16 protein-coding genes are annotated in these 16,713 nt (G+C 39.3%); 5 read left to right on the plus strand and 11 right to left on the minus strand.

Annotated features, from left to right (window positions below; all coding sequences use genetic code 11):
• Positions 1–3 precede the first annotated feature (3 nt).
• Complete coding sequence (locus EHQ64_RS02120; RefSeq protein ID WP_135647859.1) at positions 4–612, plus strand: 2-hydroxychromene-2-carboxylate isomerase; 609 nt, start codon at positions 4–6, stop codon at positions 610–612.
• Between the two features lie 3 nt (positions 613–615).
• On the opposite strand, the gene ygiD is transcribed toward EHQ64_RS02120, so the two are convergent.
• From ygiD to trhO, 3 genes are all read right to left on the minus strand, one after another.
• Complete coding sequence (ygiD, locus tag EHQ64_RS02125; protein WP_135647860.1) at positions 616–1,485, minus strand: 4,5-DOPA-extradiol-dioxygenase; 870 nt, start codon at positions 1,483–1,485, stop codon at positions 616–618.
• A gap of 4 nt (positions 1,486–1,489) precedes the next feature.
• A complete protein-coding gene (locus tag EHQ64_RS02130) occupies positions 1,490–1,930 on the minus strand; it encodes a nuclear transport factor 2 family protein (RefSeq protein ID WP_135647861.1) in 441 nt (146 codons plus the stop codon).
• A gap of 105 nt (positions 1,931–2,035) precedes the next feature.
• Complete coding sequence (gene trhO, locus EHQ64_RS02135; RefSeq protein WP_135647862.1) at positions 2,036–3,085, minus strand: oxygen-dependent tRNA uridine(34) hydroxylase TrhO; 1,050 nt, start codon at positions 3,083–3,085, stop codon at positions 2,036–2,038.
• 137 nt (positions 3,086–3,222) lie between these two features.
• On the opposite strand from trhO, the gene EHQ64_RS02140 reads away from it, so the two are divergent.
• The 3 genes from EHQ64_RS02140 (at position 3,223) to EHQ64_RS02150 (ending at position 7,203) form a co-directional block, all read left to right on the plus strand.
• Entirely contained in the window at positions 3,223–3,999 is a 777-nt protein-coding gene (locus tag EHQ64_RS02140) for a DNA alkylation repair protein (RefSeq protein WP_135647863.1), read from the plus strand.
• A 177-nt stretch (positions 4,000–4,176) separates the two neighbouring features.
• Complete coding sequence (locus EHQ64_RS02145; RefSeq protein ID WP_135647864.1) at positions 4,177–5,721, plus strand: DEAD/DEAH box helicase; 1,545 nt, start codon at positions 4,177–4,179, stop codon at positions 5,719–5,721.
• A 132-nt stretch (positions 5,722–5,853) separates the two neighbouring features.
• A complete protein-coding gene (locus EHQ64_RS02150) occupies positions 5,854–7,203 on the plus strand; it encodes a DNA recombination protein RmuC (RefSeq protein WP_135647865.1) in 1,350 nt (449 codons plus the stop codon).
• Positions 7,204–7,214: 11 nt separating this feature from the next.
• Here EHQ64_RS02150 and EHQ64_RS02155 read toward each other — a convergent pair whose 3' ends face one another.
• Positions 7,215–9,296 carry an adenylate/guanylate cyclase domain-containing protein gene (locus EHQ64_RS02155; protein ID WP_135647866.1) on the minus strand — a complete coding sequence of 694 codons (2,082 nt, stop codon included), beginning with the start codon at positions 9,294–9,296 and terminating at the stop codon, positions 7,215–7,217.
• 106 nt (positions 9,297–9,402) lie between these two features.
• Here EHQ64_RS02155 and EHQ64_RS02160 point away from each other — a divergent pair, with 106 nt between their 5' ends.
• Entirely contained in the window at positions 9,403–10,371 is a 969-nt protein-coding gene (locus EHQ64_RS02160) for an LIC12353 family lipoprotein (RefSeq protein ID WP_135647867.1), read from the plus strand.
• A 25-nt stretch (positions 10,372–10,396) separates the two neighbouring features.
• On the opposite strand, the gene EHQ64_RS02165 is transcribed toward EHQ64_RS02160, so the two are convergent.
• From EHQ64_RS02165 to typA, 7 genes are all read right to left on the minus strand, one after another.
• Positions 10,397–10,846, minus strand: coding sequence for a MarR family winged helix-turn-helix transcriptional regulator (locus tag EHQ64_RS02165; RefSeq protein ID WP_135647868.1), 450 nt, complete (start codon positions 10,844–10,846; stop codon positions 10,397–10,399).
• On the minus strand, positions 10,824–11,261 hold the full coding sequence (locus EHQ64_RS02170) for an EVE domain-containing protein (protein WP_135647869.1): 438 nt from the start codon (positions 11,259–11,261) through the stop codon (positions 10,824–10,826). Before EHQ64_RS02170 ends, EHQ64_RS02165 begins: the two co-directional genes overlap by 23 nt.
• The gene (locus EHQ64_RS02175) at positions 11,258–11,683 is read right to left on the minus strand and encodes an SRPBCC family protein (RefSeq protein WP_135647870.1); all 426 of its coding nucleotides are present in this window, start codon (positions 11,681–11,683) and stop codon (positions 11,258–11,260) included. Before EHQ64_RS02175 ends, EHQ64_RS02170 begins: the two co-directional genes overlap by 4 nt.
• Positions 11,684–11,851: 168 nt before the next feature.
• Complete coding sequence (locus EHQ64_RS02180) at positions 11,852–12,772, minus strand: esterase/lipase family protein (RefSeq protein ID WP_135647871.1); 921 nt, start codon at positions 12,770–12,772, stop codon at positions 11,852–11,854.
• Between the two features lie 425 nt (positions 12,773–13,197).
• Positions 13,198–13,782: a hypothetical protein gene (locus EHQ64_RS02185; RefSeq protein WP_167882335.1), complete on the minus strand. Its 585-nt coding sequence runs from the start codon at positions 13,780–13,782 to the stop codon at positions 13,198–13,200.
• Positions 13,783–13,820: 38 nt separating this feature from the next.
• Positions 13,821–14,237, minus strand: a complete 417-nt coding sequence (locus EHQ64_RS02190; RefSeq protein WP_167882336.1) for a YcxB family protein — start codon at positions 14,235–14,237, stop codon at positions 13,821–13,823.
• 248 nt (positions 14,238–14,485) lie between these two features.
• Positions 14,486–16,300, minus strand: coding sequence for a translational GTPase TypA (gene typA, locus EHQ64_RS02195; protein WP_135647874.1), 1,815 nt, complete (start codon positions 16,298–16,300; stop codon positions 14,486–14,488).
• Positions 16,301–16,713: the final 413 nt, after the last annotated feature.

Here is a 16,713-nt window from a genome sequence, read left to right on the forward strand (position 1 = left end):
CAAATGAAAGAAGAAAAGCAACTGACTCTTTCTTTTTGGTTCGAATTTGCCAGCACCTATTCCTATTTATCTGCAGGCAGGATCGAATCCGTATGCAAAAAAGAAAATATTCGGATCGAATGGAAACCTTTTCTTCTTGGACCGATTTTTAAAGACCAAGGAATGTCCGATTCCCCTTTCAACCTATTTCCTGCTAAAGGGAAATACATGTGGAAAGATTTAGAAAGAAGAACTAAAAAATACGGACTCCCTTTTTCTAAGCCGGATATTTTTCCTCAAAACGGATTAAAAGCCGCCAGGATCACGATCGCAAATCTGGATCAAAATTGGATCCAGTCCTTTATATTAGAAACTTTTAAAGCGGAATTCTATTCCAAACTTGATATTTCAGATAGATCAGTACTTTCCGATATTCTCAGATCCTTAAACCAAGATCCTGAAAATATACTAAACATTTCAGAATCGGAAGAGAATAAAAACAAACTCAGATCGAATACGGATGAGGCCAGATCTTTAGAGATCTTCGGGGCCCCGAGCTTCATAGCAAACGGAGAATTATTTTGGGGAGACGACCGTTTAGAAGATGCGATCGAATTTCTCAAAACAAAATAATACTTAGCCGATCTTCATGCTAGTCAAAGACACAGAGCTTTGAATGATATCGTTATAAAAACGGATCTCTTCGTCCTTTTCCGCGAGAGCAAGAGCGTATAACATAGGAAAATAATGCTCTGGCGTCGGGATCGCCAACTGTACCGCAGCTCCTAGGTTTTGATAATTAGAAAGACTTTTCCAATCTCTTTTTTGGATTAGATCCTTGAAGATCTCATTTGCCTCAATCGCCCAATCGTGAGCCTTATCCTGGTTTCTCCAATCATACACACGGAGATTATGGACCATATCTCCACTTCCAAGGATCAATACACCTTGCTCTCTTAATTTAGATAAGGATTTTGCAAATTCGTAATGCCATTCTCCGGGCTTAGTTGCATCTAAGCTCAACTGGATCACAGGAATATTTCCCTTTGGATACATATTCCGAAGGACACTCCAAGTTCCATGATCCAGTCCCCAGGAATGATCTTGGATCACATTGGTCTCTTTTAATTTAGAAAGTTCTTCCGCAAGTTTCGGATCGCCGGGAGCAGGATATTGTATATCGAATAACTCTTGAGGGAACCCATAAAAATCATGAATGGTCGGAGGAGGATCCATTGCGGTAACATACGTTCCCTTTGTGAACCAATGTGCAGAAATACTTAAGATCGCCTTTGGCTCCGGAAAATCTTTCGTTGATTCCGCCCATGAATCCGCAAGAGGATTCGGTCCCAACGCGTTCATCGGGCTTCCATGTCCTACGAAAAATACCGGTAATTTCTGCATTTGATCTTCTCCCTTTCTATTTTGAAAGAATTTGTATATCGCTGTTGAACCGAATAAAACCCCGGCAGTACCAAGTAAGAATTTTTTCCGGTCCAATTTCATCTAATTAAAACATTGTGTTTTCGTTCTTAGGATTTTCAGGGATCTCTTGGATTACGTCCCAATGTTCTACGACCTTGTCCCCTTCTACCCTAAAAATATCTACGACTGCATGACCTTTATGCGTAGGATCCGGTTTCATATAAACATGGACTGCAACCAAATCTCCATCCGCCAGACTTCTTTTAATTTCGAAACTTGAGTTAGGAAGAATTTTAAAAAACTCATCAAATACATCTATGAACGCCTTTCTTCCGGTGGCAGCATGAGGATTATGTTGTTTATAATCCTCACTTAAATATAATTCTGCAGCTTCTCGATGTTTATGATCGACTAGAGCCAGTTTATAAAAATCCAATACAAGTTTTCTATTCTTCTCTTCTTTAGAAAAAGAATTACAATTAAAAAGAAAGGAAACTGCCAAAATAGCTATAACAAGATTTCTCATATGATATTCTACCTCAATCGGCAAAATTATACTTTTTAGACTACTTGTAACTTAAATAATTACAAGAAATTTCATTTTTCAGAGAAAATTGAAAACGAATTAGGATCATTTATCCCGATACAGTTCGAAAACCTTTGGGCGGATCCTGGCTTTTGAGAAATGCTGATTGGAAGCAGCTTTACCTTTTCTTAATTTTTTCTGTTCTGAAACGGGTAAAGCAGCGATCTCTTGGCATTCTACAGAGCAACAATCCTGAAATTTTTCTGCACAAGATTCGCATTGAATGAATAGAATATGGCAAGCTGGGTTTGCACAATTGATATGCCTCGCGGATCTTTCCCCGCATTGATGGCATTCACTTAAAATTTCCTCTCCGATCGTTTCTTGGAGTCTTCCATCGAATACGAAATTTTTTCCCTTAAACTTGGATTCGAGGCCTTTCTCTTTTATCTCGGAAGCGTAGGAAATAATGCCCCCATGCAATTGGAATACATTTTGGAATCCGTGATGTTTCAGATAAGCGGAAGCTTTCTCGCAGCGGATCCCTCCGGTGCAATACATTACGATTTCCTTATCCTTTTTGTCCTGGAGCATATCTAAGATTAAGGGCAACTCTTCTCTGAAAGTGTCCGATTGGGGAAGGATCGCTCCTTCGAAATGGCCGATCTCCGATTCATAATGATTTCGCACATCCACGAGTATTGTCTCGGAAGATTCCAATTTAAGATTGAACTCTTCTGCGTTTAAATGTGTTCCCACATTGGTAACATCGAAACTTTCGTCGGCGAGTCCATCGGCGACTATCTTATTCCGAACACGAATATCCAGCTTCAGGAAAGAATGACCGTTTTGCTCCACAGCGATCTTAAAAGGAACATTCTTGAATTCTTTTTTAGAATCCACTGAATCCCTGAATTTCTGATAATTGAATTCCGGAACGGACAACTGAGCATTGATCCCTTCTTTTGCAAGATAGATCCTACCTAATACTCCAAGTTCTTCCCATTCTCTATATAATTCGTTCCGTAAAATTAACGGTTCTTGGATGATCACATACTTATAAAAAGAGATCGTGGTCCTTTCGAAACTCTCCGATTCGATCTTTTTTCTTAGAATATCCTTACTATATATATTATGAAGAGGTTTATGTTTCATACAAAGACGGATCTTTCCTAAAAATTAGGATTTGTAGGAGCATATGGCTGGCAAGCCCAAAACCTGGATTTTTATTTGATATTTTTCAATATCTATAATGCTTGCCTGAGGACAGATCTAAATCGAAATTTTGTCCCATGTCCAAGTCCCAGAAAATTTCCATCTCTTCTTCCAAGATGAAAAAACAAAATCTGCCGGGAGAATATTCCAAGGCAGAAGATGTGATCAAAGATGTTCGAAAGGAAGCGGATCCTGCGAAAGTAGAAATACTTTCTCGATTTTTCAAAACTAGAAAAGGAGAATATGGAGAAGGAGATCTATTTTTAGGAGTCAAAGTCCCACCTCTACGTAAAATCTCCAAAAAATACAAAGGACTTCCACTCCCCGAACTTCAGAAAATTGTAAAGTCCAAGTATCACGAAGAAAGATTACTCGGCTTTTTTATCTTATGCGAAACTTTCCAAAAAACTCCGGAGGAAGATCGCAACAAACTACATCAATTCTATTTAAAAAATCTAAAATACGTGAACAATTGGGACATTGTAGATCTAAGCTCCAGAGAAATGATCGGTGATTATCTTTTGGATAAAAAAAGAGATATCTTGTATAAACTTGCAAAGTCCGAAAATCTTTGGGAAAGAAGGATCTCCATCATCTCCACATATGCATTCATCCGAAAACAGGACTTTAAGGATGCACTCAAAATTTCGGAAATACTACTTAAGGATAAGGAAGACCTGATACATAAGGCGGTAGGCTGGATGTTAAGAGAGATCGGAAATAGAAGTTTAAAACCGGAAACTGATTTTTTGGACAAACATGCTTCATCAATGCCTAGAACAATGCTTAGATACGCAGTGGAAAAATTCCCGGATAAGTTAAGAACCAAATATATGAAGATAGGAAAGGAATAATTAACCTTTAATGCTATGCCGGAGACAAGGCTTTGAATTCATGGAAGAAACGATACCTGAGCCAAAATCTTTCCCTTCCTTTCAGGACATATTTATAAAGATCCAAGCTCTCGGCCCATAAGGCAAAATCGTGGGAGCTTACGCAAACTAGCGTATAAGTTATCCCGGGAGCAATCTTTGAAAACCAAAAAAACATTCCATGAACTCGGACTATCCGAGGATGTCTTAAACGCAGTATCCGATCTTGGATTTACGGAACCTTCTTCCATTCAATCCGAAGCTATTCCACTCATTCTTTCCGGAAGAGACGTAATTGGTCATTCCCGTACCGGAACCGGTAAAACAGCTGCATTCGCAATTCCAAGTTTAGAAATATTAGAAGAAGGAGAACAGTCTCCACAAGTATTAGTACTCTGCCCTACCAGAGAATTGGTAGTCCAAGTCGCAGAAGAATATAGAAAATTAGGAAAATATAAAGAAGATTTCGAAGTAGCTGCAATCTATGGTGGAGATGATATCACCAAACAATTTAAGGCATTAAAAAGAAAACCTCAAGTGATCGTCGGAACTCCTGGAAGGACAATGGATCACATGGACAGAAAGACCTTACTTCTAGGCGGGATCAAAATGGTCATCCTGGACGAAGCAGACGAAATGTTGGACATGGGATTTTTAGAGGATATGGAAATCATCCTCGCAAAAGTTCCCGAAGAAAGACAGACAATTCTATTCTCCGCTACTCTTTCCGCAAAGGTGATGGGAATTACTAAAAAATTCCAAGATTCTCCTAAGATCGTAGATGTCACAGGTGGAAAAGCGGACAGACCTAAGATCCAGCAAATCTATTTTGAAATGAGAGAAGGCCTTAAGCCTGAAGCATTAATCCGTCTGTTAGAGTTTCATACCCCAAAAGCTTCATTAGTATTTTGTAATACTAAAGTCAGAGTGGACGAAACAGTGGAATTTTTAAAATCCAAAGGAATATTCTCCGAAGGATTACACGGAGATCTTTCCCAAAACCAAAGGAACAAGGTGATGTCCGGATTCCGTTCCGGGCTTGTTACAGTTCTTGTAGCGACTGACGTAGCGGGAAGAGGAATTGATGTAAGCGATGTAGAAGCTGTAGTCAATTACGATATTCCTAGAGATTCTGAAGACTATGTGCACCGTATCGGTAGAACAGGAAGAGCTGGAAGAAAAGGGCTCGCGCTCAGTTTTGTTTCTAATAAAGACTTCAAAACATTACGCAAGATCAGAGAAGACCACGAATTCGAAATGGAACTTGGAAAAGTCCCTGATATTTCAGAACTTACAGAAAAGAAATTTTTGGAATATTCTCATATAGTTAAAGAAGTCGCAGAAGAAGGGGATGTTTCCGAATATTCCAAACTTGTAAAGAAGCTCACTTCAGAAGGAGTTTCTGCAGAACGTTTAGCAGCAGCACTTTTCAAATTAGCTCTCGCAGATAAGTCTGAAAAATTCGATTCCGGAGCTCGTTTCGATCAAGATCAAAGAGGTTTCAGAGAAAAAGAAGGTTCTTCTCGTAATGACCGTGACAGACGTTTTGGTGGAAAATCCAAACAGAAAGGAAAACGAGATCATAAGGATAAAAACCGAAACTCTAATCAATTCCATCGTGGCGGCAGCGGTGGTAGTGGTGGCGGAAGAAAAAGTTCTGGCTCTGGTTCAGGCGGACCTCCTCGCAAAAAAGGAAAACGTTAAAAAACGATAATTCTTAACGAATTCTAAATTTTCTCAATCTTATCCGAAATTTGTCCGGGGTCCTTATAAAATGGGAATTCTACCCTGGAAATGAATTTCCGGAATTGTACCAGGTTCCAAAAAGGAGAAAAAATGGAATTCGCAATTGTTTTACTGACCGGTCTTCTTATAGGTTTTGGCCTAGCCTTCTTCATCGCTAAAGCTCTCTATTCTAAAGAATCGGGGATCAATCCGAACGAGCATGAAAAGCTCAAATTAGAAAGAGCAGGACTTCTCACCTCCGAACAAAGATCTAAAGAAAGGATCCTTCAACTCGAAAAAGAAACGAAAGAAGGATCAGAGAAGATGGAGAAGGCAATCGGCTATTACCAGGCGATGAAAAAAGAATCCGATCTTCTAAAAGAAAGATTGGAAAATCAAAAAAAAGAATTCGAAGATCTCATGTCCAAATTGGATGAGAAATTCAAACATGCAGCCAACCAAGCATTATTGGATAATTCCCAAAAGTTCAATCTACAAACCCAAGAAAAATTGAATGATCTACTCAAACCGTTCAAGGACGAAATAGAGAAGTTCGGAGTGAAAGTGGAAATCTCTCACAAAGAACAAAAAGATGATACCGCAAATTTAAAGGCGCAGATCAACAATCTATTAGAAATGAATAAAACACTTTCAGAAGACGCTAAAAGCCTGGCATCCGCTCTGAAAGGAAATTCTAAAACCCAAGGGGATTGGGGAGAAGGTATCCTAGAAAATATATTACAAAATAGCGGTTTAGTTAAGGGAAGAGAATACACCGCTCAAGAATCCGTACAAACTGAAGAAGGAAGACTCAGACCGGATATAGTCGTCAAACTTCCTTCCGGAAAATCCATCGTGATCGATTCCAAGGTTTCCTTGACCGCATATGTGGAATATGCCTCCGCAGAAACTGAAGACGTTCGTAAGGCCGCTTTACAAAAACATTTAAAAAGTTTATACGAACATGTGTCCGACCTTTACAAAAAAAATTATCAGTCCTTATACGGGATCGAATCTTTGGATTTCGTATTGATGTTCCTACCTGTGGAACCTTCTTATTACGAAGCAGTTCGTACGGATCCAAAATTTTTGGAAGAAGCATACGCAAAAAATATTCTGATCGTAACTCCTTCCACCTTGATGGTGTCTCTGAAAATGGTCGCCAATCTTTGGAGAAAAGAAAAACAAAATAAGAACTCGGAACAGATCGCAGAAGAATCCGGTAAAATGTACGATAAGATCGTAGAGATCGTAACCGCCTTGGAAGCTTTAGGAAAATCCATCGATAAGTCTAAAGACAATTACGATGCAGTTATCGGAAAATTAAAATCCGGAAGAGGGAACTTACTCGGGCGCGCGGAGAATATTCGTAAACTAGGAGCAAAAGTGCGCAAATCTTTGGATTCGACTTCGGAAGAACAAGAAGATGCAGAAGAGACCTTATTTTTGAACGGAGAATAATCTCCTACAAATTATGCCAGATCCGGGCCTGGCTGCACCTTAGTCGTAGCCGAATAAATATGCTCCGTACAACGTTTTAAGTATAAGTTCGCGGCCCGGTCCCCAGGATAGATCCTTAAGGATTCTCTAAATGATTCTCCTGAATCCAAATATTTTCCGGAATGGAATAACTCCACTCCCCTCTCAAAATTTACTTTAGATTTTTGGAATACTTCTCTTTCGGTAAGTGTTAAATGATCCGCGATCTCATAAATGGTTTGGATCCGAGATTTTCCCCTAAACCTTAATTTGTCCAAAGAGCGGATCAAAAAAAGATCAGGAGAATTTAACTTTCGATGAGTGTCTTCACTGATTAGTATATTCGAGCCGTAATATTTATTTAAAGCTTCCAATTTAGAAGCTAAATGAACTGCGTCCGAGATAACTGTACTCTCCATACGATCTCCGGAACCAACGAGTCCCATCATCAAAGAACCGGTATGGATCCCTATCCCGACACGAATTGCCCTATTCCCGGAATCCATTCTTTTCTGATTGTATTCCAATAATCGTTTCTGCATAGAGATCGCTGCCGCCACCGCATTATCGGAACTTTCGGGAAATAAAGCCATGATAGCATCTCCGAAATATTTATCCACAAAACCCTTATTCGAAAGGATCAAAGGTTCCATTTCGGATATATAAGAATTTAATAATTCAAAACTTTCCTTAGAATCCAAACTTTCGGAAATTTCCGTAAAGGACCGAATATCCGCAAAAAGGATGGTCATTTCCTTTTTAATCTGGTCCCCAGGCCTCATATCCTCTAATTTTTCTTTTCCTAAAAATTCCAAAAAACTGATCGGAACGAATCTACTATATGTTTCGTTCAAACGTTGTAAACGATCCGATAGTTTTTCTTTTTCTCGATATAGATCCCTGTATCTAGAAGAAAGAATAAATGTTTGAGTGAGGATCGCGATACAAAGACCTATCGGAATAATAAAACGAGCAAAGATGATTTGCTTCGCCGCAAGAAGATCGAAAATCCCTGCAATGATCAAAGCGGAAATCGCAAAACCTATCGGAATAGAATACTGCTCTCCATTAGAAACCGCTCTGAAAGTAACAAAAAGAGCAAACACTACCGAACCTAAAAAAATCACTTGGAAATAAGGGATCGGATTGGAAGCGAGAGGAAACGGAAGAAGAACACTTAAAGAAAATATAAAAGAGATCAGATAGAAAACGAACATCCACTTCCTAGGAAAGTAGGAAGGAAAAGAATGTCTGAGAAAATGAAGCCCTAGGGGCATCGCCGCATATAAGGTCAAATACTCCAATCTCATTGAAAGCGAATAATCGATCCAAGGAAAATAGAACTGAATTAATTTTTCCTCAGTCGCGAATAAACGAAGAAATAAGGAAAAACAAAATAATGCGAATACCAAAGGAGTCCGGTCCTGTCTTCTTAAGAAAAAGAGCCCCAGATGATAAACGGTAGCCATAAAGAAAAGGCCGGATAAAAAAAGATCCCAATCTCTAAGGATTAATATCTCCCTTGAGAGTGAGTCGGCATCGCCGAATCGAATATCAAACCAGATCCCGGTAAGCCTATGATGAAAATTAGAAATTTTGAAACAGATCTCAGCTTCTTCCGAAGTTTGTTCCCACTCGAAATATACAGGTCGATTATCCGGAATGCTTGTCTCATAGGAAGTTCCCGGTTTGCCGGAACTACCAACAGAAACTCCATTTATGAGTATCTCAAAAGTTGTGGCCTGATGTTTAGAATAAATCGCTAAACGTTTATATTCTTTAGGTAAAAGTATTTTCAGTTTGATGAGAGCGAACCCACTACCCTGCCATACTCCCGGAATTTTACGAAATTCGATCTCCTTACCGGCTTCGGAAACATCGTCGAAAGTATTCGAAAAATAAGACCAGTCCCCTTGAAGATTCAAAACCGGATGAGTTCGATAATCCCATTGGGTTAGATCCAAGACTCCTTTTTTTGCTGTAGGGGAAGAAGGAAAAGTGCAGGAAATGGAAAAGATACAGAAAAAGAAGAACGCGAAAATTTTGGATCTAAAAAAAGTCGGTTCGGGGTCCATCGTTTTTGGTCGATCTCATTGATCTACGAAAACAAAGGCTTTGTCAAGAGAATAAGGATCTTCTTTTTTTCTTTACCCTTATCACTAGAAAGCTAACGTAATTCAAATGTTTCGAAACAGTTTCAAAATAACCGCACTCTTACTCTTCTTAACTCACTCCTTTTTAAATTGTGGAGATAGTTTAAAAGGAAAGCCCACACCTGCTATACCCGAATTAGCCGGATTATACGTGAACGAAAAATCCAAAGAATGGGCAAACAAAGGGAATATAAAAATACAAACCATATGGATCCGAAGGACAGCCAAAGGAGAAATGGAATTCTTCAGTAAAATGTTTACTCGTTTACAATTCAGCTTAAGCGATAATAGAGAAGAGTTAAAAATAAAATCAGGCAAACTACAAACAAGCGATCGAGAGATCTTATTTTTCGAGACCATCACCAAAGAATTCCACAGGAATTATAACGGCAAAAACACTCCGGATCCTAAGAATTGGGATGTTAGATCTTTTGGACCTTTCATCAAGGTAAAAGATTTCGGCAAACTATTAGGAGAAGGATCCGGAAAATCGGCGGAATTTTCCTCAGATAAAAACTCGATCGTATTTTCTAATGGAGAAGTTTATAGAAGAGTAGGTAATCCTTTATTCGGTAGGATCGCCTTAAATGTAGGAAAACTCAAAAGAACTATAGATAATGAGGTAGCAGGAACCGTATTATATTCTTTAGGTCCTGAATCATTTCCTCAAACGGAAGGAAAACAAAACTTTTTGGTATTTTTTAGTACTACGGATGGACTCGTTTCAGGAACGCCTGTAAAGATAGGAGACTATCCGGGTCAGGTTGTAGAAGTTTTCGAACATCTTGCAGTAGTTGAATTGAATAAAACTAAACCGGGCCTTACACCACCCGCAATTTCACCTCTTACCCCGGTTACTTTAGATGGGATCGTGGATAGTAAGACCATATCTCAAAAAGAAAGTGCAGAAGAATTGATCCGAAGATTAAAACAGGACCCGAACGTATCTAAAGAAGAATTGATCCAAGAACTGGAAAAACTGAAAAACAAAGAATAATAGAAATATAAAATGCTTTCCCGGATTATTTTCGGGAAAGCATCCTCAAACCTGAAATCATCTCTTTCTTCTTAGTACCTAAAACGGAAAAGAACTCTTCGTCAAAATCCTCCACAACTTTGACGGCTTGTTTTAAGATCTTCTGCCCTTCGGACGTTGACTGAACAAGTTTTGCTCGAGTGTCCGTAGAATGAGAAACCCTCTTAACTAGTTTTTTGGACTCCAATGTCCTAAGAACAGTAGAGGTAGTCATCGGGTCCGTTTTTGCCCTCTCTGCAATTTTAATCTGAGTGGTCTCTTCTTCGTGGAGTTCCAACCAATGAGTAACCGCCAAGAGAACGAATTGGGCGTGTGTAAGATCCAAGGGCTCCAGCACCTTACGAATCTCTCTCTGCCATAAATTCGTGACCTGCCATAATAAGAACCCCGGACTATCTTCCGATTTATCGTATCTAAATACTTTTTCCTTCGACACTCAAACCCATCCTTTCAGAGATCAGCCCGAAATCTTTCGGCCCTATTTCCAAAAATCCGAAACGAAACGGAAAACCCCAGGACTTTTTATTTTTGATAAAATCCAAAGAATTCACCAAAGGCAAAATATCGGCTTCTTCCGTTGGATAATATGTAACGTTCCTTCTGAAAGGACAGAAATCGGGACTCATTTGGAAAGAATAAACGGAATCATCTTCAATCTGTCCGATCGAAGTGAATTTTCTATACGGAGCTTTTTCCCCAAATTTTTTTTTGGAAGAATAAACTAAAACCCAATCTCCTTTTTTCATTCTCGCCAATGGAGCCTTTTTACCATGGCATGCCTGAACAATCCCTTGGGACATCCCAAGGGCAGAATGTTCTTTGGACGCGACTACGATCCAATATCGATTCATCTTACTTCTTCTCGTACCAATTCGGCAAACCTACTGATCTCTTTTTCCATTCCTTTGGCTTGTTCTTCTCCTATGATCTTTTTCCATAAAAAACCCAAAGGGCCGGAGATACTGAGTTCGACTTTGATCTCAGTCCCTTCTTTCATTGGATAAAAAGAATGAAGAAATTTCATTTTTGCCCCGGGAAGAAAAGTTACATCCCCGAATACGGAAGGTTTTTCAGATTCTGTAACAACTGCCTTGCAAGTAAAACCTCCTTTCGGCTTGAGAATGAATTCAGTCCCAACGGAGATCTTTCCTTCTACCTTGGTCCATTCTATATCCGAATCCCATTTGGACCAATTTTTAATATCGGATCTTGCCTCCCATAATGTTCCAGCGTCCAATCCATGAACGAGAGTTGTATATTCATACTTCCACATAGTTTCCTCCGATAATAAGCACACTTACTATCATACAAAAACTCTATATAATAAGTGAGCTTATTAATCAAGCATTTTTTAGTAAGTATACTTATTATATAGGAATAAAAAAAACGCCTCCAAAAGGAGGCGCGATTCCTATTTTACGAGTTCGAAACTTGCTTCTTTTTATTGATTAGCTTTTGCGTTAGAAGCCATTTTTAAGAAATAACCGTTTGTATCATACCAAGCTTGTCCCAGGTATAATGCATTGGTTGCTTCTAAGTGGTCCACACCTGTGGTAAGTACTCCGTAAGAAGGTCCACCTTTCCAGGTTCCCCATCTTTGAGAATCATCAGGAACAACTCCGTCATTCCATACACTCATTCCATAGAAAGGTGCTCCAATGGAACAAATAGGCGCAAGAAGTCCCATAGCAGGGTGTTGGATAAGATCATTCCCGATCATATAAGATCCGTAAGAATAATACTTAACCCCCGAAGCATTCGGAGTGCTTGCATTAAATGAAGTCGCACCACTTACAGTTAACAATTTCAGAGCCGCAACAGCGTTTTGGCTAGATTGTCCGTAAACAACACCTACTAATGTATTTACGACTGTTCCAACATAAGGAAGCGCCCAACTTGGGATTACTGCCTCGATCACGCTTGCAACCGGACTTCCTTTATGAGGAGTATTGATTGTAGTAAGAGTTGCTACCTTGCTTGCGAAACTAAGATTCGAAACCAGGTATCTTGCATCCAATCCACCTTGAGAGTGTCCAAGAATATGAACTTTTCCGGTGTAATTATTAGCTGCCATAGCTACTTGGATTGCTGTTTTCAATTGAGCTGCTCTTGCTGCGGAAGAATTTGTAGCCGTTACAGTAGGAGTAAGAACAGTGGCTCCTTGGGATTGTAGATATGCTGCGTTTCCGCCCCAATAATCTACGATTCCAGTGGATTTACCCCAACCGAAAATACCATGTGTTAATACGATCGGATAAGATCCGGCTAAAGGTTTGCTAGAAGAACCTCCTCCAGACGCGCTCACTGCTCCCGCTGCTAGGAATAGAACCCCAGCTGCCAATAACTTTGCTCTTTTTAACATTCTCCTTAACCCTCTTCTTTTAAACTATTCTCTCTACGGATCTCTCTTCCCTGGGCTTTGGCTTTTCGGAAGGAGTTCTTTTTATTTATAACAAACGATTTATTATTTTAAATAATTTCAAACGTTTGTTATTTGAACTTTCGTCCAGCTTTTTCTGAACTGAAGTTCACAAAGGGAAGTATAGAACAGCGTTAATTTGTCAATTGCGAAAATAAGAGAATTATAAGTGAAAATGAAAAAATAATATTAAATCGATCGTTCAATTAAAAACAAAATTAGAGAATATTCTAATTTTCTAATATGTTTGGATTCAAAAATTATTGTAACGATCGATACAGAAAGGCTAAAAATACGTTAGAGAAACGAAAAACCCAGGCTCTTTCAATGGATTACGGGACAAATGGAACAAGATATAATAGGCACTTCTATTTATTATAATCGATCTTATAAAAACTCGCTTTGTATTTTGTAGCAAGATCTACTTTCTCAGCGAATATGTCCGACCATACTTCTGGATCTTTAATATGTTGCCCAACCAATGTATAAGAGAATGTCATTCTGTCGAAGCTAACTACCAGCATATTCCCTACATCATAACCTTCGCTCGTTAGAGAGAATACTTTTGTATCTTGTCTATTTTTAAACATGCCAGACGGTTCTTTCATTGAAACCCCGTAAGATTTTAAAATGGATTTCACTACAAATCCGCCAAATTTATCGCTTACCAATTGATCTGATTTTTTCAGATGATATTCGACTCTCTGGGATATGAAAGTTATATCGGATTTTTCATCGGCCGGGCTATATTCATATTCGTATTCGATTGTGGAGGTTCCATCTAAGGATATGTATTTATTATACTTTTCGTATTTCTTATAATTGCCCGGAAATATCAGATCGTATTCTTTAAAATCATTCACAGTGATTAATATCTTTCGATCGTCATCGTTCACTGTCTGGCTCACGCATGAGCTAAAAACGAACAACAATAGCATAATTGCTCTTAACATAATTTCCTCATTGATCTACTGTGCAAAAACGGGGCCATTTAATCCGTTTCGCTCTGTAGTTTAGCCTTCTTGTATAATTCCTGAACCTGGAGCATATCTTCGCTCAACGCACCCTTTGGTATATAGATCGAAATCCCCTTTGATAAAACTAAAAAGAGACCATATTTAGCTAATACCAGGTCTTTTATACCTGACCAATTTATCTCTCCGTTAGAATGTTTGCCTTGGATCTTTAGATTTTCTTCTGAGAAAGTAATAATATTCTCAGAATCGAAATCACTCTCTTGGATCAAAAATCTGAACCAATTATATTTGTCCCAATAATGCCAGACAAAGGATACAATCCCACTCACGATCAGCAATAATCCCAAAAGTGAGTGGCTAAAACCTTTTATCATAAATGCAGCAGAAATACCGATCCCGAGAAATATACTAGCTAAACTATAGCGGTTCACATTCTTTCTCTGCTTACTTCTATAATTTATCCAATCAAGCCAATAGAGCTCTAGGTAATTCTTACTAAATTTCCACTTCGCAACGATTTCCATTTCTGTTTTTCTACCGATCCCCATTTACTTGCCTTTATTAAAATAACTGGAATTGATCAGAATTCAGACATCTGGCTTTAGCTTTATTTGGTTTATAAAATAAAAAAGGCCCGCGAAGCGGGCCTCTTATACAAATGAGAATATCTCAGAAAATCTTATTTTCCGGCGCGCTTTCTCATGTTGGCATCTAAATGTTTCTTACGAAGACGTAAACTCTGAGGAGTTACTTCCAAAAGTTCGTCGTCATCCAAGAATTCAATGTTTTGCTCCAAGCTGAATTTGCGAGGTGGAACTAAACGGATCGCCTCGTCCGCACCGGAGGACCTTACGTTTGTCAGTTTTTTCTCTTTTACAGGATTCACTTCCAAATCGTTGTCTCTGGAATGGATACCGATGATCATTCCCGGATACACAGCAGTTTGAGGATCGATTAAAAGTTCTCCCCTCTCTTGGATTTTCCAAAGAGCGTAACCTGTAGTCTCTCCTTGGTCCATAGAGATCAAAGCCCCGTTCTTTCTTCCAGGGATTTCTCCCTTATAAAGATCGAATCTTAGGAAGCGGCTGGATGCCACTCCTTCTCCCTTGGTCTCGGTCACGAAGTATCCTCTGAAACCGATGATCCCTCTTGTAGGAATTACGAATTCTACTCTTGTCATTCCGGACGGGTGAGCATCCATCAACTGTAGCTCTCCCTTTCTACGATTCAACTCGGAGATGATACTTCCGGTAAATTGGTCAGGAAGGTCCATTACGAGATACTCATACGGTTCGAGTTTTTCTCCGTTCTCTCCCTTCTTTATAATTACTTCAGGACGAGAGACTTGTAATTCGAAACCTTCTCTTCTCATAGTTTCGATAAGAACCGAAAGATGCAATTCTCCTCGGCCTAATACTTTGAAACGATCTTTATCTTCCGTTTCTTCCAAACGCATTGCTACGTTGGTTTCCAATTCTCTGTCCAAACGTTCACGAATATTTCTGGTGGTTACGAATTTCCCCTCTTTGCTTGCAAACGGTGAATTGTTTACCATAAAATACATGGAAACAGTAGGCTCTTCCACTTCGATCGCTGGCATAGCAGCCGGTTTTCCAGGTTCACATACAGTGTCCCCGATGAATACATCAGGAAGTCCTGCGATCGCAACGATATCTCCGGCTTCTGCCTCTTCTATCTCGTTACGTTTTAAACCTTCGAAATTGTATAATTTAGTGACCTTTAAAACTTGGGTCTCATCTCTTCCATTTGTTTTAGGAGAGAGCTGGATCACGCTCATCCCACGTTGTAGCTTTCCGTTATAAATTTTACCGATCGCGATACGACCTACATAATCATTATAATCCAAAGAAGTTACCTGGAATTGTAAAGCAGCGTCAATATTGGCTTTTACCGGAGGAACATGTGAAAGTACGGTATCTAAAAGCGGATCTAAATTGGTGCCGGGAGAGTCTTCTAATTTGCTGACTGCCCAACCTTGTTTTGCAGATGCATAAACGATTGGAAAATCCAATTGCTCGTTGGTTGCACCTAAATCGCTAAACAAATCGAAAACCATGTCTACGACCGCGTCAGGGCGAGCACCATCTCTATCGATTTTATTGATCACTAATATAGGTCTATGTCCTAGTTGAAGGGACTTACCCAATACGAATCTCGTTTGAGGCATAGGTCCATCGAAAGCATCCACTAGTAGTAAGCATGAATCTGCTGTAGAAAGAACCCTTTCCACTTCCCCTCCGAAGTCCGCGTGACCTGGGGTATCCACCACATTGATACGAGTGCCTTTATAAACAACTGCTGTGTTCTTGGCCTTGATCGTGATCCCTTTTTCTTTTTCGAGATCATTACTATCCATGATCCTTTCCCCGTCTTCTTTTGCAGTAACTGCGCCGGTTTGGCGTAAGATACCGTCCAGAAGGGTTGTTTTACCGTGGTCAACGTGTGCGATAATGGCTATATTGCGGATTTCCATGCTATGACCAAAATTTACGTAAGGGCCAGGGTGACAAGGTGGAATTTTAGGAAATTCTTTTCAAAGGAGTTAAAATAAGCCGTTTAAAGGCTATTAATAGCCGGTTTTAAACGATCCTAGGAAAAACTGGCATACAAACAAGGAATAACGATATCGCGTTTGTATTATTTCCGCTTATATTATTTAGGAATGGACGGCTGATAAGTTAGATCGATAGGAAGCATTCTATAAAAATCTGAAATTATTTAGAATTACTGGCATGTTTAGGTGAATTCAAGGAAGAAAAAGATAATGATCTTAACCTTTCTGCCTAATCCCCATCTTTCAGCTATTCATCACGACTATAGGAGTCACATTGTTAGAGGGACTATTTTGTTTAGTTAGCTTTATATACGAAAGAGTCCGACAAATTA

Source organism: Leptospira sarikeiensis (genome assembly GCF_004769615.1).
Taxonomy (GTDB): Bacteria; Spirochaetota; Leptospiria; order Leptospirales; family Leptospiraceae; genus Leptospira_B; species Leptospira_B sarikeiensis.